Source organism: Kitasatospora sp. NPDC001159, from assembly GCF_053598235.1.
The window spans coordinates 33,432-57,499 of sequence record NZ_JBSFJV010000039.1 but is presented as its reverse complement, the minus strand read 5'-3'; the positions used below and the strand labels follow the sequence as shown (position 1 = coordinate 57,499).

Below are 24,068 nucleotides of genomic sequence, written 5' to 3'. Positions count from 1 at the left end.
CCAGTGTGTCACCGGCGTGACGCAGAATCGTCGTAAGCCATCGTGCGGGCATGGTCGCAGGTGGTTGAATGTGGCCGTGACGGCCGTACGGCCGTGGGTCGCAGCGCTGAGGCTTGCCACGCGTTGGCTTGGCGCGCCCGGGCTCGCGACATGCGGTCGCGGCCGTCCGGCCGAGGATCGCACATGACGTAGCAAGGCAAGGTGCTGGAGGTTCCGTGGACCTGTCCCTGTCGACCCGTGCAGTCGGCGATCGTACGGTCGTCGAGGTTGGCGGCGAGATCGATGTGTACACCGCCCCGAAGCTGCGGGAGCAGCTGGTCGAGCTCGTCAACGACGGCAAGTACCACCTCGTCGTCGATATGGAAGGCGTTGACTTCCTCGACTCGACCGGTCTGGGTGTTCTGGTCGGCGGTCTGAAGCGGGTGCGCGCCCACGAGGGCTCGCTGCGCCTCGTCTGCAACCAGGAGCGCATCCTCAAGATTTTCCGGATCACCGGCCTGACCAAGGTCTTCCCGATCCACACCTCGGTGGACGACGCGGTCGCCGCGACCGACTGACGCGTCCGGGCCAGTCCCCGCGGCCGGCCCGCCCGTTCCATGCGTCCGGGACGCCGGGGCCCGTGAGGCCCCGGTGCTTCCCGGCCGCTCAGGGGCCGGTTCGGCCGGCCCGTTGGGGCCGTACCTCCGGCCCCCGTCGGAGCACCCCGAGGGGGAGAGATGGCAACCGTCGAACTTCGATTCAGCGCGCTTCCCGAGCACGTGCGGACGGCCCGACTGGTCGCCGCGGCCGTCGCCAGACGGGCCGGGGTCGACGAGTCGGTGCTCGACGAGGTACGGCTCGCGGTCGGCGAGGCGTGCTCCCGTGCGGTCGGTCTGCACCAGCGTGGTGGCATCGGCGGCACGGTCCGGGTCGCGCTGACCGATCAGGAGAAGCGTTTCCTCATCGAGGTCGAGGACGAAGCCGGCCCCGCCGCCGGTGCCGACGAGGGCGGCGACCCGGACGAGGACACCCTGGGCCTCGCCGTGATCACCGGCCTGGTCGAGGATCTGGAGGTCGCCGACGGCACCGGTGGTGGCGTGATCCGGATGAGCTGGCCGGTCTCGATCTCCTCCGTCGCGGTCTGAGAACCCGCGCCGTCCGTACCGGCCCGGGTGCAGGAACCCCAAGTTCCGGGACCCGGCTTCCGGGATTCCGGCTTCCGGGGATCCCGACTCCCGGGATCCCGCTGGCAAATTGTTGATCCTGGCGGTTCGCTGCTTCCGGCACGACCGGGTCCGATCGTCGATCGGACCTGTCGCGGAACAGGAACCGCATGCGGATTCGCATCCTGTGGCCGGCCGGTCAGGCCGCCGCCACGCTGCGGGCCACGCCCACCACCGAGGTGTTCTGGGCCGAGCTGCCGATCGTGTCGACGACCAGCACCTGGGGCGGGAGGTCTACTTCGGCACGCCTGTCAGCGTGCCGGGCGAGGACGCTGCCCGGCAGGTGGTCGGGCCGGGCACGGTCGCGTTCCGGACCGACGGCGACAGCGCTGCCCTACGAGCCGACGCCGATCTCGCCTGCCGGCGAATGCCCGACTGGCCAGCCCCTGCAACGTCCTCGGAGCGCTGGACGGGGACGCCCGGGTGCTGCGCACCGTCCGGCCGGGCGACCCGATCCGGGTCGAGCGGGCCTGAGCGGTGGCCGGCGGCCGACCGGGAGCTGAGCAGCCGGGAACCAGGGCTCGGGTGACGGCCGTGTAGGTTCGACGACCGAAGACGACCGAAACCGAAAGGCTTCTCCCGGTGAACAAGCGACTGCTGGCCGTACCCGCCCTCGGCGTGCTGCTCGCGTTCGGCGCCGTCGGCTGCGGCGGCAACGACAACAGCAAGCAGCTGGAGTCCTGGGCGTCGAACGTCTGCGGCGCCGCCAAGGACCCGATCGCCCAGGCGCAGTCCGCGCTCGCCGACACCGGCCAGGTGAAGACCGGCGAGTCCCCGGCCGACCTGCAGAAGCGGCTCTCGACGGACATCGGGCGGCTGGCCAAGACCAACCAGGACATCGCGGCCGCCATCGACGCGGCCGGCGCGCCCAAGGTGGCCGACGGCGCGACCCTGCAGAAGGACACCGTCGACGAGCTGAAGAAGGCGTCCGACGGCTACCTGGACGTCCAGAAGAAGCTGGACGCGCTGCCCAACAACGACCAGGCGAAGTTCGCGGACGGGCTGCGCAGCGTAGCCGACCAGGTGCAGCAGCTGGCCTCGCTGTCGACCCAGGCGCAGAGCAAGCTGCAGCGCGGCGAACTCGGTGCGGCGATGGCCAAGCAGGAGGGCTGCAAGCCCAGCCAGACCACCCCGAACGCGGGTGCGAGCGGCAGTGCCGGCGGCTCCCCGGCCGCCGGGGGCGCGAGCGGGACCCCGAGCGCCGGAGCGTCTGCCACGACCGGCGCCCCCAGCGGCACTCCCACGCCCGGTGCGACGGGCAGCGCGAGCCCGGCGGCCACCCCCTCCGCGGGCGCCGCCACCACTCCGGCGTCCACCCCGTCGGCCCCGGCCCCCAGCGCGAGCTGATCGAGGACGGCGACCAGAGGACGGCAGCCAGAGGACGGGGACGGAGGACGGGAACCAAGGGGAGCAGTAGCCGCCGGGGCCGCTCGTAGGAGCGACCCCGGCTGCTGCCTGTGCGGGCCGGTTGCTGCCGGGCGGGGCGGCCTGGTCCGTCTCGGTGGTGCCGGGATCGACGCGCCGGTTCGAGCGGCGAGACGCTCCGCCGGAGGCAGGGGTGCGGGCTCGGGCGGTTGCGCCCCGGGCGGGTTCCGGTGGGCGGGCGTCGGCCGCCCTCGGGTGGGCTGGTGGGGCGGGGGCGGGGTGGGGCGGGGGACAATGGCAGGGTGATCAGTAGCCCCGTTCTCGACCCGACCCGTCTGGCCAAGCTGCGTGAGGCGCTGCTGGCCGCGTCCTTCACCGCCGATGGCTGCCTGGACCTCTTGGGGCCCACCGGCTACGCGGCGTTGGCCCGTAGCGAGGCGGTCCCGGCGCTGCGTGCGACGCGGGGTGGCAGCCCGCTGGAGACCCTGGTGCGGCTGTTCCTGCTGCAGCAGCCAGTGCCGTACAGGGCGGCGGCCGCCGCGCTGCCGGTGGAGGACTGCCTGGCGGATGGCTGGCTGCGGTCCGACGGGGATCTGGTGCGTGCCACGGTGGACGTCCGGCCGTACGCCAATGAGGTTGCCGGGCTGCCCAGTTCGGATGCCTGGGTGGTCTCCGACCTGGGCTGCGCGGTGGGCGGCGCGGGCGGCATCGGCTCCGGGGAGACCGCGCACGGGGTGGCCCGTAAGGACCTGGTGCTCGGGGTCGGCGGGGCGTCCACGACGCTGGCCAACATCACCGTGCGCCGCCTCGTCCGGGCCGCGCTGGACCTCGGTTCGGGCTCGGGTGTGCAGGCGCTGCACGCGGCCCGGCACGCCCAGCAGGTGGTCGCCACCGACCTCAACCCGCGCGCGCTGCGGTTCACCGAGCTGACCCTGGCGCTGTCCGGTTTCGACAACACCGAGGCGGCCGCCGGGAGCCTCTTCGAGCCGGTCGGGGAGCGGAAGTTCGACCTGATCGTCTCCAACCCGCCGTTCGTCATCTCGCCGGCCGGCCGGTTCACCTACCGCGACGGCGGCATGGCCGGGGACGACCTGTGCCGCAGCCTGGTGCGCTCGGCCGCCGAGCACCTGGAGCCGGGCGGCTACTGCCAGTTGCTCGCCAACTGGCAGCACGTCAAGGGCGAGGACTGGCACGAGCGGCTGGCCGGCTGGGTGACGGGCACCGGGCTGGACGCCTGGATCGTCCAGCGCGAGGTTCAGGACGTCGCCCAGTACGCCGAGTTGTGGCTGCGTGACGGCGGCGACCACCGCGGCCCCGGCGGCGACTACCAGGCCCGGTACGGAGAGTGGCTGGACGCCTTCGAGGCGGGCCGGGTCGAGGGCATCGGCATGGGCTGGATCACCCTGCGGGCGGGCGGCGCCGAGAGCCCGACCGTCCGGGTGGAGGAGTGGCCGCACCCGGTGGAGCAGCCGCTCGGTCCGCACATCGAGGAGTGGTTCGACCGGCAGGATTTCCTGCGTTCGCAGGACGACGCGGGCCTGCTCGCGGCCCGCTACGTGCTGGCCGACGAGGTGGTCCAGGAGCAGGTCGGCGCGCCGGGGGCGGAGGACCCGGAGCACGTGATCCTGCGTCACAACCGGGGCATGCGGCGGGCCACCAAGGTGGACACCGTGGGCGCCGGCTTCGTCGGGGTTTGCGACGGGTCGCTGTCGGCGGGCGAGATCGTGGACGCCATCGCGCAGTTGCTGGGCGAGGACCGGGTGGTCCTGCGGGACCGGGTGCCGGAGTCGCTGCGGCTGCTGACCGAGCAGGGGTTCATCAACCCCGTTCGGTGACCCCCGTCCGGGGCTCCATCCGGTGGCCCCGGTGCGGTGGCCCCGGTTCGGCGACCGCCGGCCCGGTGCCCCCGTTCGGTAGAACGCTTCGTGGACAGCCCCCGGTTCACCCGCCCGTACCCTCCGGTTCGTCCGGCGGCCCCCGGAGGGTCGTGCCCCGTTGGTCCGGCGCTGTGAGGCTCTCCGTCCACAGGCTGTGGACAGGGCTGGGGAGCCGGGGGCCAGGGGTGGACACGACGACGGCGACGGTGGGTGGGCTGGTGCTCGCCCTCTTCGGTGGCGTGCTGCTGCTCTGGTGCGCCGCCGAAGTGCGCCTTCGCCACCGGGTGCGCCGGCTGGGGGTGTCGACGGTCGCCACGGTGGTCGCCGAGAACGACGCGCACGGGCAGCTCGACAGCGCGCCGCTGCTCTCCTTCTCCGTGCTGCCCCCGGTCGACGGGTCCGCCGGTGGCCGGATCTCGGAGCTGGTGCTCACCCGTCCGCGCGGGCACACCCCGCTGCGCCGTCCGGAGCGGTTCGCGCCCGGGGCCTCGGTGCGGGTCTGCTACGACCCCGACCGGCCCTGCCGGGCGGTGCTGGCGGCGGGGGAGGTCGGCCGGGTGGTGGTCGCCGACCTGCTGTGGAGCGCGCTGGGCGGGTGCTGTCTGGCGGCGGGCGCCGGGCTGCTGGCCGCGGTCGGCCGCTGAGGTCACGGCGGTACCGGACGGCCCGGCCGTGCCGAGAACCCCAGCCGTAACACCCGCACCAAACACATCAGACGTATCAGTCGTAACGACCATGCCGGTAATCCCTGGCGCGATCCGGAGAGCCCAATACCGGAAGCGCGGCGATTTTTCCGTTGACAGATCTTGAAATCCGTCATTCCATCCTCCGGAACCTGCCGAAGCCCCCCTCCACGGGGCGCGAACCTCCGTCATCGGGTTACCGTTCGAGTGGCGTCGGTGAGCCCGGCAAGTGAAAACGCGGGATCCGTCCGTTTGACAAGGGTGGCCGGGGTACGGTCACACTCCGCTGGTGGGGTGTCGTGCAGCGGCAGCCCGGGACGGTGGAGGGGTCGGGCGGAGCGCAGCCCGTGCTGCCAGCGCCGACCAGCCACATAAGGACCGGGAGAGAAGAGCGAAGGTGTCCCCGAGCAGCGAGACCGCGCACGGACAGCGACTCGTCATTGTCGAGTCGCCGGCCAAGGCGAAGACGATCAAGGGCTACCTGGGCCCCGGCTACATCGTCGAGGCGAGCGTTGGGCACATCCGCGACCTCCCCAGCACGGCGGCCGAGGTGCCGGACAAGTACACCGGTGAGGTGCGCCGCCTCGGGGTGGACGTCGACCACGACTTCGCGCCCATCTACGTAGTCAACGCGGACAAGAAGTCCCAGGTCAGCAAGTTGAAGTCGTTGCTCGCGGAGTCCGACGAGCTCTTCCTGGCCACCGATGAGGACCGCGAGGGCGAGGCCATCGCCTGGCACCTCCAGCAGGTGCTGAAGCCCAAGGTGCCGGTGCACCGGATGGTGTTCCACGAGATCACCAAGTCGGCGATCCAGGAGGCCGTGGCCAACCCGCGCGAGCTCAACCAGCGCCTGGTCGACGCCCAGGAGACCCGCCGCATCCTCGACCGGCTGTACGGCTTCGAGGTCTCGCCGGTGCTGTGGAAGAAGGTCATGCCGAAGCTGTCGGCGGGCCGGGTGCAGTCTGTCGCGACCCGTCTGGTGGTCGAGCGCGAGCGCGAGCGGGTGGCCTTCCACACCGCCTCGTACTGGGACCTGGTCGGCACCTTCGGCACCGGCCGCACCCCGGTGGACTCCGCCAACCCGGAGACCTTCGGCGCCCGGCTCGCCTCGGTGGACGGCAAGCGGATCGCCAGCGGCCGCGACTTCGGCCCGGACGGCCGGCTGAAGGCCGGCAGTACCAACACCCTGCACCTGGACGAGCAGGCCGCCCGCCAGCTGGCCGCCGCCCTGGCGCAGACCGCGTTCAGCGTCCGCAGCGTCGAGTCCAAGCCCTACCGCCGCTCGCCGTACGCGCCGTTCCGCACCACCACGCTCCAGCAGGAGGCCAGCCGCAAGCTGGGCTTCGGCGCCAAGCGGACCATGCAGGTGGCCCAGAAGCTGTACGAGAACGGCTTCATCACCTATATGCGTACCGACTCCACCACGCTGTCGGACACCGCGGTCGCCGCCGCCCGCGCGCAGGTCACCCAGCTCTACGGCGCCGACTACCTGCCGGACGCCCCGCGCACCTACGCCAGCAAGGTCAAGAACGCCCAGGAGGCGCACGAGGCGGTCCGCCCCTCCGGCGACCGCTTCCGCACCCCGGCCGAGACCGGCCTGACCGGCGACGACTTCAGGCTGTACGAGCTGATCTGGATGCGCACCGTCGCCTCCCAGATGAAGGACGCGGTCGGCCAGTCCGTCACCGTCCGGGTCGGCGGCGCCTCCTCCGACGGCCGGGACGTCGAGTTCTCCGCCTCCGGCAAGATCATCACCTTCCACGGCTTCCTCAAGGCCTACGTCGAGGGTGCCGACGACCCGAACGCCGAGCTCGACGACCGCGAGCGCCGGCTGCCGCAGGTCGCCCAGGGCGACCCGCTGGCCGCCGAGTGGATCACCCCGGAGGGCCACGCCACCAAGCCGCCGGCCCGCTACACCGAGGCCTCGCTGGTCAAGGAGCTGGAGGACCGGGAGATCGGCCGTCCCTCCACCTACGCGTCGATCATCGACACGATCATCCAGCGCCGGTACGTGTTCAAGAAGGGCACGGCGCTCGTCCCGTCCTTCCTCTCCTTCGCCGTGGTCAACCTGCTGGAGAAGCACTTCGGCCGGCTGGTCGACTACGACTTCACCGCCAAGATGGAGGACGACCTCGACCGGATCGCCGCCGGTGAGGCGCAGTCCGTGCCGTGGCTGAAGCGCTTCTACTTCGGCGAGGGCGATGGCCACGCCGCGGGCGGCGCCGCCGAGGCCGGCAACGGCGACGGCGACCACCTGGGCGGCCTGAAGGAGCTGGTCACCGACCTCGGCGCGATCGACGCCCGGGAGATCAGCTCGTTCCGGGTCAGCGACGACATCACCCTGCGGGTCGGCCGCTACGGCCCGTACGTCGAGCGCGCCTCCGCCGTCGAGGGCGAGCCCGGCCAGCGCGCCGACATCCCGGACGACCTGCCGCCGGACGAGCTGACCGTCGAGCTGGCCGAGGAACTGCTGGCCAAGCCCAGCGGTGACTTCGAGCTCGGTCCGGACCCGGTCAGCGGCAACATGCTGGTCGCCAAGGACGGCCGCTACGGCCCGTACGTGACCGAGATCCTGCCCGAGGGCACGCCCAAGACCGGCAAGAACGCGGTCAAGCCGCGCACCGCCTCGCTGTTCAAGTCGATGGCGCTGGACAGCGTCACCCTGGAGGACGCGCTGCGGCTGCTCTCGCTGCCGCGCGTGGTCGGCACCGACGCCGAGGGCTCGGAGATCACCGCGCAGAACGGCCGCTACGGCCCGTACCTCAAGCGCGGCACCGACTCGCGTTCGCTCACCAGCGAGGACCAGATCTTCACGATCACCCTCGACGAGGCGCTGGCGATCTACGCCCAGCCCAAGCAGCGCGGCCGGGCCGCCGCCGCCCCGCCGCTCAAGGAGCTGGGCACCGACCCGGTCAGCGAGCGTCCGGTGGTGGTCAAGGACGGCCGCTTCGGCCCGTACGTGACCGACGGCGAGACCAACGCCACGCTGCGCAAGGACGACGAGGTCGAGACCATCACGCCGGAGCGCGGCTACGAGCTGCTCGCCGAGAAGCGGGCCCGCGGGCCGGTGAAGAAGGCGGCGAAGAAGGCCCCAGCGAAGAAGGCGGCGGCCAAGAAGACCACCACCAGCAAGACGACGGCGACCAAGACCGCCGCCAAGAAGACGGCCGCCAAGAAGACCGCCACCAAGACGGCGGCGGCCAAGAAGACGGCCGCCAAGAAGACCGCGGCCGGCAGGACGGCGACCGGCAAGACCGCCGCCACCGACGAGGGCTGATCCGACGGCAGCCCGCCGAGAGCGGAATCGGGCCCGCGCCTCCACCCCGGGGGTGCGGGCCCGAGGTCTGTGCAGGGATCGTCACAGGCCGGTGATGACCGGGAACCGGAACCCCCGTTCGTCTCAATCGGGCAAAGCCCGGCCCGCTACGCTGGCCGTATGACGAGCGAGGAGCAGCCCACCCCCAGCGCCGCCCCGGCCGCCAGAGCCACCGGGGCCGACCTGTCCGAGGTCGCGCCCGCCGGAACCCCCGTGGACCGGGCTCGGGCGCTGCTGCGGACCCGCCCCTACCGGAGGCTGTGGACCACCCAGCTGATCGGCGCCACCGCCGACCGGCTCGGGTTGCTGGTGCTGCTGGCGCTCACCGTGATCGCGGCCGCCCAGGGCGGCCAGCTCGGCGACCTGCCGCGCAGCCTCGCCCTCGCAACCGCCGCCGTCCTCGCCGTCCGGGTGGCGGCCACCGGGCTGGTCGGCGTGGCGTTTCTGGAGCCGGTGCACCAGCTGGTCGCAGGGAAGCTCGACCGGCGCTGGACGCTGTTCGGCGCCGACGCGCTGCGCGCCCTGCTGATCGCCCTGGCGCCGTGGTGGACGGTCTGGCTGAGCTCCGGCCCGCAGCCCTCGGGCGCCGCCACCTACGTCCTGCTCGCCACCGTGTTCGTCACCGGCGCGGCCGAACGGGTCTGGGGGATCGCCAAGGCCGCCGCCGTCCCCGGGCTGCTGCCGCCGGCCGACCCCTACGCGCCCGCCGCCGAGCAGCGGCCGGCCGCGGCCAACCTGGACACCGTCCGCGGCATCGACCGCTTCACCGGCTGGGTCACCGTGCCGCTCGCGGCCGTCGGACTGGTCGCCTTCACCCTGGTCAACAACATCGGCGCGGCGCTCGGCTCGGACTGGCTGCGTGCCCACCAGCTGACCTTCGCGGCGCTCGGCGCGGCCGGCCTGTTCGCCGTCTCGGCCATCCGCGGCTACCTCCAGCAGCTGTCCCGCGGCCCGGTGGCCGTCGCTCCGCACTCGCCGCTGACCGGCCTGCGCGCCCCGACCGACGCCCCCCCCGGCCCCGCGCTGAGCAAGGGCCGCACCGGCAGCGCCCCGTACTTCACCTTCGCCGTCGCGGCCGGCTTCGCCTCGATGGCGGGCGTCGCCGCGCTGGCGCTGCTCACCGCCGCCGAGCACCGGGCCGGTCCGATCGGCTACGGCCTGATCGTGCTCGCTGCGGCCCTTGCCCCGGCGCTGGGCGCCCGGCTCACCCGGGCCACCCTGCCCTCGCTCTCCCGCCGCCGGCTGCTCGCGCTGGCGCTGCTCACCGAGGGCGTCGCGCTGATCCTGGCCGGGCTGGTGCTGGACTTCGTGCTGGTCCTGCTGCTCACCGTGCTGGCCGGCCTGGCCGCCGGGATCGTGGTCTCGGCCGGGCGCACCCTGCTCGCCCAGGAGGTCGAGGAGGCCCGGCTGCCCAAGGTCGCCGAGCACCTGTACGCGGTGCTCCGGGCCGTGGTCGCGGCCGCGCTGGTGGTCGTCCCGCTGATCGCCGCCGCTTACGGTGACGTCGAGTACGGCACCGTCGAGCCCGGCTCCTTCACCTTCATCCACGGCGGCGCAGCCCTCGCCGTCGCCACCTCGGGCCTGCTCACGCTGGTGCTCGCGGCCGTGGTGCTGCTGCGCACCGACGACCGGCGCGGCACCGCCCCGTTCGCCAAGGACCTGGTGGACGCGGTGCGCGGCGGCAGCGGCCCGGTGCCGCACCGGGGCGCCGGCACCGGCTTCTTCATCGCCTTGGAGGGCGGCGACGGCGCCGGCAAGTCCACCCAGGCCCAGGCACTCGCCGAGTGGATCCGCGGCAAGGGGCACGAGGTCGTGCTCACCCGCGAGCCCGGTGGCAGCCCGGTCGGGCAGCGGCTGCGCGGCCTGGTCCTGGACGTCGGCAACACCGGCCTGTCGCACCGTGCCGAGGCGCTGATCTACGCCGCCGACCGGGCCGAGCACGTCGAGAACGTCATCCGGCCGGCCCTCGCCCGCGGCGCCGTGGTGATCACCGACCGGTACATGGACTCCTCGATCGCCTACCAGGGTGCCGGGCGCGACCTGGCCGCCACCGAGGTCGCCCGGATCTCCCGCTGGGCCACCGGCGGGCTGCTGCCCGACCTGACCGTGGTGCTGGACGTCGACCCCACCAAGGCCCGCGAGCGCTTCACCGAGGCGCTGGACCGGCTGGAGTCCGAGCCCACCGAGTTCCACCAGCGGGTCCGAGCCGGCTTCCTCGCCCTCGCGGCCGCCGACCCGGCGCGCTACCTGGTCGTGGACGGCAGCCAGGCCCCCGGCTTCGTCACCACCGCCATCCGGCACCGGCTGGACCGCGAGCTGCCGCTCTCCGAGAAGGAGAAGGCCGCCCGCGCCGAGCAGGAGCGGCTGGCGAAGGAGGAGGCCGAGCGGCGCGCCGCCGAGGAGGCCCGCAAGAAGGCCGAGGAGGAGGCCGCCGAGCGCAAGCGCCAGGAGGTGCTGGCGCAGCTGCGGGCCGAGCAGGCCGAGAAGGAGCGGCTGGCCAAGGAGGAGGCCGAGCGGGCCGCGGCCGAGGCACGGCGCAAGGCCGAGGACGAGGCCCGCCGCCGGGCGGAGGAGGAAGCGAAGCGCCGGGCCGAGGAGGAGGCCAAGCGGCGCGCCGCCGAGGAGGCCCGGCTGGCCGAGGAGGCCGCCGAGCGCAAGCGGATCGCCGACGAGGCGGCCGCCCAGGCGGAGCTCCAGCGGCAGCGGGAGCTGGCCCGCGAGGAGCAGCGCCGCCGGGCGGAGGAGGCGCTGCAGCGGGCCGAGGAGGCCCGGCTGGCGCAGGCCGCGGCGCTCGCGGCGGCCGCTGCTGCCGCCGAGACGGCGGCGGACCGGGCCGAGGGACGGCCCGAGGCCGAGGACGCGGTGACCACGCAGCTGCGGGCGGTCCGGGAGACGTCGCAGGGCGGCTCGCGGGACGCCTCGGCGGGACGCGGCACCTCGGCGGGGCTCGGTGACGAGGCGACGCGGGAGCTGTCGCTGCGGGACCGGCAGACGGCCGCCCGGGCTGCCGAAGCGGCCGATGCCACCGCCAAGCTGCCGGTGGTGCCGGCCTCGGCCGTGGACGAGACCGCCGTGCTGCCGAGGGTTCCGGCGGTGGACGAGACCGCCGTGCTGCCGAGGGTTCCGGCGGTGGACGAGACCGCCGTGCTGCCCCGGGCCGAGCCGGGCCGTCGTCCCGGTGAGCAGGCGGACAGCACGCGTGAGCTGCCCGTGGTCGACGGGCGGCAGGCGGGTGCCGAGCGTCAGCCCGGCGTTGACCAGCCCACGGCGGAGCGGCCCCGACCCGAATGGGCCGAGCAGACCCCGATGGACGACCTGCCGAGCCTGACCGACACCCTGCTCGGCTCGCGCGACGAGTGGGCGCGCTGGGAGCAGGGCGGCGGCGGGGGGCGGCACGACGGCCAGAACCGGCGCGACGGGGACGGCCGGGGCGAGGACGGCGGCAAGGGCAAGGGCCGGCGCTGGGGCCGTCGGGGCTGAGCCCCTTTCGTACCGTTGACGGGCGGCGCCGTCGTCCCCGGCGGCGCCGCCCGTCGTCGTACCGGCGCGGTCCGTGCCCGGGGTGACCCGGACGGAGCAGTGGTTGTCGGGGTGGAGACGTATGCTCGACGGCGGGGAATCGGCGCCGGGAGCGCTGTCGTACTGAGCTTGGGAGCAGCGGTGGCCGTCTGGGACGACCTGGTGGGCCAGGAGCGGGTGGTCGAGCAGCTGACCGCCGCCGCCCGGGCGGCCGGGGCGACGGCCGAGGCCGGCCGCGGCGCCGCCCCGGAGCAGGGCGGGAACGCCTCCCTGATGACGCACGCCTGGCTGTTCACCGGCCCGCCCGGGGCCGGGCAGGTCACCGCCGCGCGCGCCTTCGCCGCCGCCCTGCAGTGCACCAGCCCCGACCTCGCGCTCGGTGGCACGCCCGGCTGCGGGTTCTGCGACGGCTGCCACACCGTGCTGGCCGGCAGCCACGCCGACGTCAAGTACGTGCGGACCGACGGTCTGTCCATCGGCGTCGGCGACATGCGTGACCTGGTGCTGCGCGCCTCCAGCTACCCGACCGGCGGCCGCTGGTCGGTGATCCTGGTGGACGCCGCCCACCGGCTCACCGAGGCCGCCGCGAACGCGCTGCTCAAGGGCGTGGAGGAGCCCTCCCCGCGCACCGTCTGGCTGCTCTGCGCCCCCTCCGTCCAGGACGTGCTGCCGACCATCCGCTCGCGCTGCCGGCTGCTCGTGCTGCGCACGCCCGCCGCCGAGGCCGTCGCCGACATGCTGGTCCGCCGGGACGGGGTCGAGCCGGAGGCCGCCCGGCTGGCCGCGCTCGCAGGGCAGGGCGACATCGAGCGCGCGCGCCGCCTCGCCGTGGACGAGCAGGCCCGTACCCGCCGCACCGAGGTGCTGCGGATCCCGCTGGAGGTCTCCGACATCGGCGGCTGCCTGAGCGCCGCCCAGCGCCTGGTCGACACCGCCAAGGCCGACGCCGAGGCGCTCGCCGAGACCCAGGACGCCAAGGAGACCGACGACCTCAAGGCCGCCTACGGCGCCGCCGAGGGCAGCAAGGCGCCGCGCGGCATGGCCGGAGCGGTCAAGGAACTGGAGAAGCGGCAGAAGAGCCGCGCCACCCGCACCCGCCGGGAGACCCTCGGGGTCGCGCTGCTCGACCTGCTCGGCTTCTACCGGGACGTGCTGGCGATCCAGCTCGGCTCCACCGGCGCGCTCGCCAACGAGGACCAGCGGCAGGCGCTGAACCGGGTCGCCCAGGCCGGGCCGGCCGAGGGCACGCTGCGCCGGATCGAGGCGGTGCTCGCCTGCCGCGAGGCGCTGGACCGCAACGTGGACCCGCTGCTCGCGGTCGAGGCGATGACGGTGGCGCTGCGGGCGGGCTGAGCCCGTTCCGGCCCCCGGTAGTCCTCCCGGAGTCGGCCCGGTGTCCCACCTTCGAGTGAACGGGCGATACTCGCCGGGCACACCCGCGTGTGATGGTGCGCCCGTTGTGCACGCTGGGGGCCGACTGTGTCCCGGCCGTACCCCGGGCCCCTTTTCCTGTGTAGGGAGGGCCCGCCGCCGGAGTGGTCGTCCCCGTACGGCACCGGGTCCGGTCCGGCGCCGGCCCTTCTCCGAGGTGGTGCGTTCCGTGGTTCGTCCGCTCCTCGTCATCCCCCTGCTGGCCGCCGCCGTCGGCGGCATCTGGCTGGCACGCGGTGCGCTCCAGCGCTGGCGTGACCTGCGCGCCGCCAAGACCTACGAGCTGGCGGGGGACCGGTGGCCGATGCTGCTGCGAGCGGCGGGGGCAATGGTCTGCGGGGTGTGCGTCACCGCGTTGACGCTGCTCACCGCACTCGGGGCCTTCGGCGGCCTCGGCCGGGGCAGGACGGGGGCGGACCGGTCGGAGCCCGCCGTGGACGCGGCCGCGGCGGGGGCCTGGGCGGGTTCCGGCGCGGGTGCGGCGGTCCGGCAGCCGGCGGCGCCGCCGACGCTGACCGAGTCGGCCTCGGCCGCTCCGGCTGCGGCCGGCGCCGTCGCTGCTGCCTCCGCTTCCGCTTCCGTATCCGCGACGCCCGCCGTGGTCAGTCACTTCGACAGCGTCGGGCACCCGGGCGGCGGGGACCTGCAGCAGTCCGCGGTGGTCGGCCCCGACGGGAAGCCGCGCAACGTCCGGGTCTGGCTGCCACCGCAGTACGCCAAGGAGCCGCACGCGCGCTTCCCGGTCGTCGTGATGCACGCCGCCACGCCGCGCAAGACCGCCGACGCCGAGGTCCCGGACGTCTTCGAGGGCATCGGCGAGGCCCTGCAGAGCGGCCGGGCCCATCCGTTCATCCTGGTCGCCCCCGAGGCGCCGAACGGCACCGCGCACCCCTGCGAGCTGGTCGCCGCCGCCCCGGCCGCGGTCTCCGACGACGTGACGCTGCGCACCACCATCGCGACCTCCTTCCGCACCCTGCCGCCCGGCCCGGCCTCCTGGGGCACCCTCGGCGTCGAGGGCGGCGCGCCGTGCGCGGCCGCGGCCGGGCTGGCCCGTCCGGACCTGTACGGTGTGGCCGCGGCGGTCTCCGGCCGGTACGACGCCGCCGCGCTCACCCAGACCGGCGCCGAGGCCCCGGCGGGCAGCGCGGCCAAGCTGCTGCTCGCCGCGGCCAAGGCCGACGCCGCCGGGCTGGACGCGGCCCGCAAGCTCCAGGCCGCGCTCAAGGCAGGCCCCGGCCCGGCGGCCAAGGCCGAGGTGCGGATCTCGGACAACGTGCAGGACTTCAGCCCCGACCGGGAGCGGCTGCGGATGGTCCGGCAGGCGGCGCAGTTCCTGGCCGAGGCACTGGCGAAGGCGTCCTGAACGGCGGTTGAGCGGGCGTTACGCCTCCCGGTACCCGGGCGGGTACCGGGCAGCTGCGTTTCCTCGCTCTCGTGCTTTCGTGTGGTTCGTGGAGCTCGTGGTTCGTGGAGCTCGTGGTTCGTGGAGCTCGTCGTTCATGGAGTTCGTGGCTCGTGGAGTTCGTGGGTGCGTGGGTTCGTGGAAGGGAAGCGGATGAGGGCCTTCGGGCGGCGGGTTCGGGCGGCGGCCGCGGTGCTGGTGGTCGGGCTGCTGGTGGTCTCGGCGGGTGGGTGCAGCGCGGGGCGGTCCGGCTCGGACGGTTCCGCGGGTTCGAGCGGGGTGCCGGGGCAGGTCTCGTCCGACTCGACGGGCTCCGGCGCGGCCTCGGTCACCCCGTTGGAGCCGCTGCCCGCCGCCGTCCCGGCCGCGCTCGCGCCGTACTACGCGCAGCGGCCGGTCTGGCAGCCCTGCGACGGCGGGTTCGAGTGCACCACCTTCCGGGTGCCGATGGACTACGACCGTCCGGGGGACGGCGACCTCACCCTCTCGGCGGCCCGGGCGGCGGCCGTACCCGCTGAAGCCGCCTCAGGTGCCGACGCCCGGCTGGGCTCCCTGCTGCTCAACCCGGGCGGGCCCGGCGGCTCGGCGGTCGAGTACCTGGAGGCCGTCGGCCGGACCTACGACCGCTCGGTGCGCGCCCGGTACGACCTGGTCGGTTTCGACCCGCGCGGGGTCGGCCGCAGCAGCCCCGTCAGCTGTCTGAACGGCGAGCGGATGGACGCCTTCACCGCCGCCGACCTCGACCCCGGCGACCAGCGGGCGATCGACGCGCTGGTCGCCGCCGACAAGGAGTTCGCCGAGGGCTGCCACCGGCAGGCCGGGGCCGCGCTCGGCCACCTCAGCACCGTCGAGGCGGCCCGCGACATGGACGTGCTGCGCGCCCTGCTCGGCGACGAACGGCTGAACTACGTCGGCAAGTCCTACGGCACCTTCCTCGGCGCCACCTACGCCGGGCTCTTCCCGGGCCGGGTCGGACGGGTGGTGCTGGACGGCGCGATGGACCCGGCACTCGACTCGCTGGCCGACAACCGCACCCAGGCCAGCGGCTTCGAGACCGCCTGGGCCGCCTTCGCCAAAGACTGCGCCAAGCGCGAGGACTGCCCGCTCGGCCGAACCGAGCAGCAGGTCGGTGAGCAGCTCACCGCCCTGCTCACGGCCGTCCACGACCAGCCGCTGCCGAGCACCGACAACGGGCGTCGGCTCACCGGCTCCCAGGCGACCACCGGGGTCATCCAGTCGATGTACGCCGACTTCCTCTGGCCCAAGTTGCGCAGCGCGCTCACCGACGCCAAGGCGGGCGACGGCACCGGGCTGCTCAAGCTCTCCGACGCCTACTACGGGCGCGCGGCGGACGGCTCGTACCCCAACCTGATGTTCGCCAACACGGCGGTGAACTGCCTCGACCTGCCCGCCCCGTTCCGCTCGCCGGAGGACGTCCTACGGGCGGTGCCCGACTTCGAGCGGGCCTCGCCGCACTTCGGGCGCGGCATGGCCTGGATGGCGCTGACCTGCGCCTACTGGCCGGTCCAGGCCACCGGCGCGGCGCACACCATCCGGGCCGCCGGCGCCGCCCCGATCGTCGTCGTCGGCACCACTCGCGACCCGGCCACCCCGTACGACTGGGCCCGCTCCCTGGCCGGGCAGCTGGAGTCCGGCCGCCTGCTCACCTACGACGGGGACGGCCACACCGCGTACGGGCGGCACAGCACCTGCGTGGACGGCGCGGTCAACCACTTCCTGCTGACCGGGGTGGCGCCGGAGCAGGGCAAGCGCTGCGACGGGTAGCCGGCTCACCTCACGCGGAGGAGACCGCCAGCTTCGCGGCGAAGCCCGCGAACAACACGGCGACGCCGCTGGTCAGTGTCGCGGAGAGGCGCTTGCGGCGGCGGAAGGCGGTGGCCAGCGTGGTGCCGGCGAAGATCAGCAGCGAGAGGTAGAGCAGGCTGAAGGTCTGCAGGATCCCGCCGAGCAGGCCGAAGGAGAGCACGGGCTGCCCGTACGACGGGTCGACGAACTGGGTGAAGAACGAGAGCAGGAAGAGGATCGCCTTCGGATTCAGCAGGCTGATCACCAGCGCCCGGCGGAACGGCCGCTCGACCGCCTCCGGCGCCACCTCGGCCGCCGGGTCGGCCTCGGCCCGGCGCTCGCGCCACAGCTGCCGGGCGGCGCGGAGCATCCCGAAGCCGATCCACAGCAGGTACGCGGCCCCGCCGAACTTGACCACGGCGAACACCGCCGAGTTGGCCTTCAGCAGCGAGGCGGCACCCAACGAGGTCAGGCTGATCAGCGTGAGGTCGCCGACGAACACGCCCGCCGCGGCCTGATAGCCGGTCCGGACGCCCTTCCGGGCGGCGACCGACAGCACGTACAGCGAGTTGGGGCCGGGCAGCAGGATGATGACGAGGGCGCCGAGGATGTAAGTCGCCAGGTCGTTGACGCCGAGCACGATGCGCTCCGGGTGGGGAAGGGGTGGCAGGGGGCGCTCATCGTAACGTCGCACTGGTGATCGGTTGAAGCGAAAACTATCCCCTCTTGCCCGCCTATGCCCCGCCCCCGTCCAGGCTCCGCCTCGGCCCCCGACCACCTCGGCTACGGATCACCTGCGAACCTGTGTAGACTGGCCCGCGTTGCCGCCACACACGGCAACGGTGCCGCCTTAGCTCAGTTGGCCAGAGCAACGCACTCGTAATGCGTAGGTCGCGGGTTCGAATCCCGCAGGCGGCTCGGAAACCAGAAGGCCCGGTCAGTGCTCTGACCGGGCCTTTTGTCGTCTACATCATGCGGCGGCGGCGACGGGCGCGGGCCGCTCGCGTGTTCGTGGTCTCAGTTGTGGTCTCACTTTCGGCCGGTTGGGGCCAGAGCGCGTTGCCCATCCGTCGGGCCGCTTCGCGGGTCGTCGGGGTGGTCGTCTTGACGTAACGGCGGGTCATGCTGATCTGCGAGTGGCCGAGGATTTCCATGATCGTGAACGGGTCCACCCCCAACTCGTTGAGGATCGTCCCGGCCGAGTGACGACTGCCGTCATGTTGGCGCCGGTCCTCGATCCCGGCCTCGGCAAGCAGCTCCTTGAACTCCTCCCAGTCGGCATGGGGGTCGATCGGCTGACCGTCGGGGCGGCACGTGACCAGGCCGTAGTCCTGCCACTCCTCGCCGGCCGCCACCCTCCACTCCTCCTGCTGCTGGCGCTGCTCGCGGAGGAGCGGGATCAGCGGCGGGAGCAAGGGGGTCGTGCGACGACTGCCCTTGGTCTTCGGGCGGGTGAAGGCGAGGCCGCCGCCGTGGCGCTTTGGGCAGGTGCTGGCGTGCCGGTCGCACCTTGGCGGACAGGGCTTTGGGCACCCCCGCGTGTAGCGGCGGTGCTTGGTGCACCCGGGCTCGCACGCGTCCCGGTGCAGCCGTTCGCCGCACGCGTGAGGGTCGTCGCACCCGTGGCGCCACTTCAGCCTCTGGAGTTGCCAGGACGTGTCCATCTGTCCGGCGTCCTCGTCGACGTACTTCCAGCGCAGGCCCAACGCCTCACCCTGGCGCAGGCCCTGGCCGACGCCGATCACCCAGCGAACGCGGGTTGGGCGCTTCATCGCGGCGACCAGGAAGCGCCGGGCCTCTTCCTGGGTGAACGGGTTCGCGTCCGTCTCCTCCACCGTGGGGGAGTCCACCAGCGTGGCGACGTTGCGGGCTACCTTCCCCCGGCGGTGGGCGATTTTCAGCGCGCGGGAAATGATCCGGTGCACCTTGAGGATGTGCGATCCGGCCCGGCCCTCGGCACGGAGCTGCCCGTACAGCTCGTCCAGGTGTTCCGGCAGCAGCCGGTCCAGCCGGTGCTTGCCGATGCCGGGAATGATGTGGTTCCGGGTCTTGGACCAGTAGTCGTCCAGGCTGCGCGGCTTCAGCCTCTGGTTTGCGATGGTGGTCAGGTAGGTGGTCATCCACTGCTCGACCGTCGGCGCCCGGCCGGCCGCCGCAACCTGGCCTGCGTCGCGGTCGGCCTCCAACTTCTTGACCTTGCGACGCACTTCGGGCTCGGTCTTGGCGCTGCGGTGGCGCCGGTCGGGACTGCCGTCCGCCTTCACGCCCATGGTCACGCGGCCGTGCCAACGGCCGTCCGCGCCCTGGTAGATGGTCGATTCCATGTTGGGCAGGCGGGTCTTGCGCTCGCTCACGCGGTGCTCCTGAAGTGGCGAGGGCGCCGAGCGTGATGCTGCCCGGCGCCCTCGAAGGACTGGTCGGTGGTGACGGTCAAGCGGCGTTGGCGGCCTGGCGCTCGATGTAGGCCTCGACGTCAGCGGGTCGGATGCGGCGGGAGCGGCCGATCTTGATGGACGTCAACTCCTTCTCCGCCAGCAGCTGGTAGAGCGTCGAGCGTCCGATGCGGAGCATCTTCGCCGCCTCCTCAGCGGTCAGCAGGACCGGGCGAATCGTGGTGGCGGGCACGGTCAAGGCGGTTCCTCCTGAAGTCGATCCTCTTGGCTTCCTTCTCAGGGATCCGCTACTGCCGCTACTGCCGCTACCTCCCTGGTCAGGGGCATGTTTTTGGTAGCGGATTCGGTAGCGGTAGCGGATTGGTGCCGCTCCCGCCGGGGCCGACGGGAGCGGCGGGAGCGGCGGGGCGGCCTACGGCGCGGTGGCGGCCTGCGTGGCGGGTAGCGGTTCGGTATCCGCTACCTCGGGCGTATCCGCTACCGGAAACAGGGGCCTGACCTGCGCGGTAGCGGCAGTAGCGGCAGTAGCGGATTCCTGGGAGCGAGGGGGCCGGGGCGGGCAGTACCGCAGCCAGGCGTCGGCGAGGTCGGCGGCGTAGTAGCCCTTGGCGCTGCTCTTGGGGCCGGTCTTGATGTTGCGGGGCTTGATGGGGTCGTTGTCGGCGGTGACGTAGTCGCCGAGCATGCGGGCGAGGGCGCGGGCGGTGATGGGCTTGCCGTCGAGGTCGGCCCACGGGGCGTCGTCCAGCTCGGCGAGCTTGCTCAGCAGTTCGGCGCTGAGCATGCGTTCGGCGCCGTTGAAGATGTCGCGCAGGTCGGTCAGGAGGCGGATGCCGACGGAGCCCTTGTCGTTGGCCTTGGCGGCGGTGACGAGCTGGACGCAGGCGGCGCGGGCGCGCTCGGGCCAGTGTCCGCCGGCGGCGTCGGCGACGGCGAGCAGCGGCTCCCACACGTCGGCGGGGCGGTCGCTGATGCCGTCGGGCAGCTCGGGCCACGCGTCGTGGAGCTGGTCGCGCACGGTGTTGGCCCAGGTGGCGAGGCGGTCGCGCAGGGCGTTGCCTTCGGCCTTGTGGATGCGCTCTCGGTACGCCTCAACCCGCTCGTTGGGGGCCCGGCGGCGCATCCGGATGATGACGGAGCGGCTCATGATGGTGTCGGGCAGGTCGCCGAGACCGGCGGTGGCGAGGGCGGAGTAGACGGGGAACGGCTGGACGGTCTGGGTGGAGCCGTCCCCGACGCACCGGTAGACGACGCCGCCACGGCGGTGGCCGGCGTTGATGAGGCCGCGCAGATCCTCGTTGCCTGCCGCTTTGGGACCGAAGACGGTGTCGATCTCGTCGAGCAGGACGGTCGGGCGGGCGTCGGCGTCGGACATCGAGCGGAACAGCGCGGCCGGGCTGACGTCGGTGGTGATCATCGGCCGGGGGACGAGCCCGTCGATGATCTCCAGTGCGCGCGTCTTGCCGGATCCGGGTTCCGGGGAGAGGAACGCGATGCGCGGGGTGGATTCGAAGCAGTCGAGCAGGTGGGTGTGGGCGTCCCACAGCACGACGGCGGTGTACGCGGCTTCGCTGGGGAAGACGTTGAAGCGGCGGTGGTGGGCTTCGACGGCGTCGAGGACGGCGGCGCCGTCCTCGGGGGTGGTGACGGTCGGGGTGGGATCGGTCATGCTGGCCTCTCCGGTTCTGTTGGGGCTGGATGGGAGCGGGCCGCCGGTCTTTGGTCGGATGTGGCGGCCCGCTTCGAGTGGGTCAGGCAGCGTGGGCGCCGGCGGCGGTGAAGCCCCGGTCGACGGCGCGGGAGGCGTAGTCGTGCGGGACACCGACGTTGACGGCGGCGTCGATGAGCTGCCGGGCGATGGTGTCGAGGTCGCACGGGCCGGGGCAGCGGGTGTGCTGGGCGGCGAGGAAGCGGGCGACGCCGAAGGCTTGCGATCCGGCGCCGCTTTCCGGGCAGTCCGCGATTTTGGCGAGGCCGCGTTGCAGGCCGGTGTGGATGTATCGGTCGGTGTGTCGGCATCCGCTGCCCACGGTGAGGGTCCAGGGCGGCGGGGGTGAAGAGGCCACCCGCGCCCCGTTCGGCGGCGGGGTGGCCTCTTCCTTGTCGGCCAGGGCGCGGACGGCGTCGGGCAGCAGGGTGATGGTGCCGGTGCCGTAGCCGAGCCACCGGGCGTAGGCCATGGTCGACTTGATGTCGACGCCGGGGCGGACGGCGTTGGCCGAGGTCATGGCGCCCCGGTAGACCCAGTGTTCGCCCCGGGTGCTGGGCACGGTGAGCGTGGCGGGCAGGGTGGTACGGGCCCAGGTGACGGCGGCGGCGTTGTCGAGGTCGACCACGGTCAGCCCGGCGCCACCGGGGTGGTAGGCCACCGCTTCGGCGTCCCGCCACGCTCGCAGCCATGGCGGGCTGGTCAGGACGGCGGGGTCAGTGGTGGCGGCGGCCCACGCGTGGCAGGGCGCTGGGCAGACGCACGGGCCCGGGACTTTCATGTTCGGTCGGCCGCCGCAGGCGGTGTCTTTACAGGCCGGGCAGTTGCCGACCGGGCGTTTCCCGGCTCGAAGCGGCAGGACCGGGAGGCCGAGTCGGGCCAGTTCCTGGGGGAGTTGAAGGGTGGGATTCACGCCGGTCTCCGGATGTCGTCGGCGGGGGTTGCTCGGTGACGTGCTGTTCGGCGCAGACCTTGTGTGCGGGCTTGCGCTGCTCGTCGCGGAGCGGGGTGGGACGACCGCACCAGCGGCAGGGTCGGGGGCCGGTGCGGTCGTAGTGGTGGGCGTCGCGCCAGTCCAGGACGGTCGCCACGACGGTGGTCCTAGGCGGCCTGTGCGGCGGGCGCGCCGCCGAGTTGGGCGGTGGCCTGTCGGCCGATCAGTTGGGTGTAGTCCGGGGGGATGGCTTCGGCGATCTCGCGGCGGACCGTGGTCCAGTGGATGCGCATGGCGTCCTGCCACTCGGGCACGCTGCCCTTGCCGCCGCCGTTGCCGTAAACCTGGAAGTAGCGGCCCTGTTCGGGGCTGACGTATCGGCCGTGGCGGTAGCCGATGGTCAGGCCCCGGTGCGGGACGTGCGGCGGTTGGTCGAGCGCGAGCCCGCCGCCTGCCTCGAAGTTCCTGTGCCTGAGTACCCGCAGGCCGAACATCTCCCCGCACAGCGTGAGGTCGACCCTCATGCGGCGGGAGGCGCGCCCGGGGGGCTGCTCGATGACGTACGGGCGGCCGGTGGACTCCAGCGCCTCGCGGGTGGGGTCGAGCAGGTCCGCGTACCGGTCGCGGCGCGCTTGGTTGGTACCGGCGGTGAGCGTGCAGTCGAACTGGCAGGGCGGCCCGGCGGAGATCAGGTCGAACCGCTGGCCGTGGGTGGCGATGGCCTCGACCGCGTCCCCCTGCAGGAACGGGAACGGGTAGTTCGGCTGGGGCAGGATGTCGACGCCGACGACGTCGAACCCGGCCAGCCAGAACCCCATGCTGGCACCGCCGATGTTGCAGAAGGCGTCCAGCACGGTCATGCCGTTTCGCGGCCGCGCGGGCAGCCACTCGGCCGCCGGGCGGAGGGCGAGGGACAGCTCCGGGGCGCTCACCGGACACCGCCGAGCAGGTCGGCGACGAGCGGGGAGAGATGCCGGTTGGCGTACTCGGTGAGGGCGCCGACCACGGCCTTGGCCTCGTGGGTGAGCGTGCGGCCGGGGCGGGCCGTGGTGGGGGCGGTGAGGATGTCGTCCGGGATCGGGAGGAGCACGGTGGCGGTGACCAGGACGGCGGGGCGGTCGGTGCGGTCCGGGCCGACCAGCACGGGCCACGGCTCACTGGGGTGGAACCACGGGTCTTCGTCCCAGTCCAGCGGGCGCCCGGCGGGGCGGTTCGTGAGCGCGATGTGGCGCAGGCCGACCTTGGCGCAGAACTGGGCGCCGCCGTGGTGGTCGCGGTACACGTCGAGCGGCTGGACGTCGCGGCGCACGGTCACGTAGCCGGGCGCCATGACGGGGGCGGTGGCCGTGCGCCACGCGGCGATGGCGAACTCCACCGGGCGGAGCGGAAGGCCGTTTTCGTGGAAGTCGTCGGCGTGCCGGGCGAGGTGGGCGCCGAAGCGGGAGCGGCCGTCGCTGGCGTTCTCCCGGTCGGCGGTGTCGTCCACGGCCGCGAGCGTGGAGCGGGTGAAGTCGGGCATGCTGGTCCCATCTCTGTGAAGGGGATGCACGGCCCCGCACCGGTCGACTCTCTGCCAAGATCAGGCGGCCGGTGTGGGGCTTCGTGCTGTGCGGCAGCGGGTCTGCCGGTCCCCCGCACCGTCCGGGCCCCGCTGGCTGCGGCGGCGGTCCGGGCGGCACGGCCGGTCGGGCAGCGGGTCCGGGCGCGGCTAGAACGGCGGCTCAGCGGAGTAGACCGGTTCGGCCCAGCCGAGCCAGCGCCGGGCGATCCAGCGCGGGACGGGCAGCAGGTGGCGGGTGCGGCCGGGGTCCCAGCAGCCGCAGTGGATGTACTCGGGGCCTTCGTACTCGGTCTCCTCGGCCCAGCTGCCGATGCCGTCGCAGTCGAAGCACTTCGGGTTGGGGGTGTCGGTCAGGTGGATCGCGGGGCGGGGCCAGGTGGTGTAGCGCAGGCGCAGGCGGGCCATGGGCTTCCTCTCCGGGTCAGCGGTTGCGGTTGGTGACGTTGACGCTCACGTTCACGGCGCCCTGCCCGCCCCGGCCTCCCCCGCCACCGCCGTTCTTGAGCAGGTAGAGGACGCCGAGGGCGGCGACGAGCAGTCCGAGACCGGTGGTGGCGGCGGCGAGGGTCTGGAGCAGGAAGCCGACGCCGAGTCCGGCGCCGCCGATGCCGATACCGCCGGCGAGCAGGCGGGCGGGCCACGGGTCGCGCACCGGGACCGGCGTCGGGGCGGGGGCGTGCTGGGCGGGCAGGTAGGCGAGGGCGGGCCCGGGGTGCTGTATCGGGGCCGGGAACGCGGTGGGCGGCTGGTAGAGGGCGAGGGGTGCCGGGGCGGGCTGGGCGGCGTAGTAGGGGGTGCCGTCCTGGGTGTAGAGCACCTGGGCGACGTACGGCTGCGGGTTGGCGGTGCGGTCCACGGTGCTTCTCCCGTC

At 73.5% G+C, this 24,068-nt stretch carries 19 protein-coding genes, 1 tRNA gene and 1 pseudogene; 12 read left to right on the top strand and 9 right to left on the bottom strand.

Annotated elements, in window-relative coordinates:
• The first annotated feature begins 215 nt into the window (after nt 1-215).
• From bldG to ACWC9T_RS21175, 11 genes and pseudogenes are all read left to right on the top strand, one after another.
• Nucleotides 216-557 carry an anti-sigma factor antagonist BldG gene (gene bldG / locus ACWC9T_RS21225; protein WP_188305076.1) on the top strand — a complete coding sequence of 114 codons (342 nt, stop codon included), beginning with the start codon at nt 216-218 and terminating at the stop codon, nt 555-557.
• Between the two features lie 159 nt (nt 558-716).
• Nucleotides 717-1,124 (top strand): ATP-binding protein, encoded by a 408-nt coding sequence (locus ACWC9T_RS21220; RefSeq protein ID WP_449822589.1) that lies wholly within the window; start codon nt 717-719, stop codon nt 1,122-1,124.
• Nucleotides 1,125-1,312: 188 nt separating this feature from the next.
• Nucleotides 1,313-1,676: pseudogene (locus tag ACWC9T_RS21215) on the top strand (cyclophilin-like family protein).
• Nucleotides 1,677-1,784: 108 nt separating this feature from the next.
• Nucleotides 1,785-2,549, top strand: a complete 765-nt coding sequence (locus ACWC9T_RS21210; RefSeq protein ID WP_449822588.1) for a small secreted protein — start codon at nt 1,785-1,787, stop codon at nt 2,547-2,549.
• A gap of 320 nt (nt 2,550-2,869) precedes the next feature.
• Nucleotides 2,870-4,402, top strand: a complete 1,533-nt coding sequence (locus ACWC9T_RS21205) for a DUF7059 domain-containing protein (protein ID WP_449822587.1) — start codon at nt 2,870-2,872, stop codon at nt 4,400-4,402.
• 227 nt (nt 4,403-4,629) lie between these two features.
• The gene (locus tag ACWC9T_RS21200; RefSeq protein ID WP_449822586.1) at nt 4,630-5,088 is read left to right on the top strand and encodes a hypothetical protein; all 459 of its coding nucleotides are present in this window, start codon (nt 4,630-4,632) and stop codon (nt 5,086-5,088) included.
• A 436-nt stretch (nt 5,089-5,524) separates the two neighbouring features.
• Nucleotides 5,525-8,404 carry a type I DNA topoisomerase gene (gene topA, locus ACWC9T_RS21195; protein WP_449822585.1) on the top strand — a complete coding sequence of 960 codons (2,880 nt, stop codon included), beginning with the start codon at nt 5,525-5,527 and terminating at the stop codon, nt 8,402-8,404.
• Nucleotides 8,405-8,563: 159 nt separating this feature from the next.
• Nucleotides 8,564-11,923 carry a dTMP kinase gene (tmk, locus tag ACWC9T_RS21190; RefSeq protein WP_449822584.1) on the top strand — a complete coding sequence of 1,120 codons (3,360 nt, stop codon included), beginning with the start codon at nt 8,564-8,566 and terminating at the stop codon, nt 11,921-11,923.
• Between the two features lie 180 nt (nt 11,924-12,103).
• Nucleotides 12,104-13,315, top strand: coding sequence for a DNA polymerase III subunit delta' (locus ACWC9T_RS21185; protein WP_449822583.1), 1,212 nt, complete (start codon nt 12,104-12,106; stop codon nt 13,313-13,315).
• 247 nt (nt 13,316-13,562) lie between these two features.
• On the top strand, nt 13,563-14,756 hold the full coding sequence (locus tag ACWC9T_RS21180; protein WP_449822582.1) for a hypothetical protein: 1,194 nt from the start codon (nt 13,563-13,565) through the stop codon (nt 14,754-14,756).
• A gap of 192 nt (nt 14,757-14,948) precedes the next feature.
• Nucleotides 14,949-16,580: an alpha/beta hydrolase gene (locus ACWC9T_RS21175; RefSeq protein WP_449822603.1), complete on the top strand. Its 1,632-nt coding sequence runs from the start codon at nt 14,949-14,951 to the stop codon at nt 16,578-16,580.
• A 10-nt stretch (nt 16,581-16,590) separates the two neighbouring features.
• Here ACWC9T_RS21175 and leuE read toward each other — a convergent pair whose 3' ends face one another.
• Nucleotides 16,591-17,241, bottom strand: a complete 651-nt coding sequence (gene leuE / locus ACWC9T_RS21170; protein WP_449822602.1) for a leucine efflux protein LeuE — start codon at nt 17,239-17,241, stop codon at nt 16,591-16,593.
• Between the two features lie 204 nt (nt 17,242-17,445).
• On the opposite strand from leuE, the gene ACWC9T_RS21165 reads away from it, so the two are divergent.
• Nucleotides 17,446-17,519 (top strand) — tRNA-Thr (locus ACWC9T_RS21165).
• 47 nt (nt 17,520-17,566) lie between these two features.
• Here the strand turns inward: ACWC9T_RS21165 and ACWC9T_RS21160 are convergent.
• The 8 genes from ACWC9T_RS21160 to ACWC9T_RS21125 form a co-directional block, all read right to left on the bottom strand.
• A complete protein-coding gene (locus ACWC9T_RS21160; protein ID WP_449822601.1) occupies nt 17,567-18,925 on the bottom strand; it encodes a tyrosine-type recombinase/integrase in 1,359 nt (452 codons plus the stop codon).
• Between the two features lie 106 nt (nt 18,926-19,031).
• On the bottom strand, nt 19,032-19,226 hold the full coding sequence (locus ACWC9T_RS21155) for a helix-turn-helix domain-containing protein (RefSeq protein WP_449822600.1): 195 nt from the start codon (nt 19,224-19,226) through the stop codon (nt 19,032-19,034).
• Nucleotides 19,227-19,406: 180 nt separating this feature from the next.
• Complete coding sequence (locus ACWC9T_RS21150; protein WP_449822581.1) at nt 19,407-20,663, bottom strand: DUF3631 domain-containing protein; 1,257 nt, start codon at nt 20,661-20,663, stop codon at nt 19,407-19,409.
• 82 nt (nt 20,664-20,745) lie between these two features.
• Nucleotides 20,746-21,615: a DNA primase gene (locus ACWC9T_RS21145; protein WP_449822580.1), complete on the bottom strand. Its 870-nt coding sequence runs from the start codon at nt 21,613-21,615 to the stop codon at nt 20,746-20,748.
• Nucleotides 21,616-21,803: 188 nt separating this feature from the next.
• On the bottom strand, nt 21,804-22,568 hold the full coding sequence (locus tag ACWC9T_RS21140; protein ID WP_449822579.1) for a DNA methylase: 765 nt from the start codon (nt 22,566-22,568) through the stop codon (nt 21,804-21,806).
• Nucleotides 22,565-23,155 carry a hypothetical protein gene (locus ACWC9T_RS21135; RefSeq protein WP_449822578.1) on the bottom strand — a complete coding sequence of 197 codons (591 nt, stop codon included), beginning with the start codon at nt 23,153-23,155 and terminating at the stop codon, nt 22,565-22,567. The genes ACWC9T_RS21140 and ACWC9T_RS21135 overlap by 4 nt, the downstream gene beginning before the upstream one ends.
• 189 nt (nt 23,156-23,344) lie before the next feature.
• On the bottom strand, nt 23,345-23,602 hold the full coding sequence (locus ACWC9T_RS21130; protein WP_449822577.1) for a hypothetical protein: 258 nt from the start codon (nt 23,600-23,602) through the stop codon (nt 23,345-23,347).
• Between the two features lie 16 nt (nt 23,603-23,618).
• On the bottom strand, nt 23,619-24,053 hold the full coding sequence (locus ACWC9T_RS21125) for a hypothetical protein (RefSeq protein WP_449822576.1): 435 nt from the start codon (nt 24,051-24,053) through the stop codon (nt 23,619-23,621).
• Between the last annotated feature and the right edge of the window lie 15 nt (nt 24,054-24,068).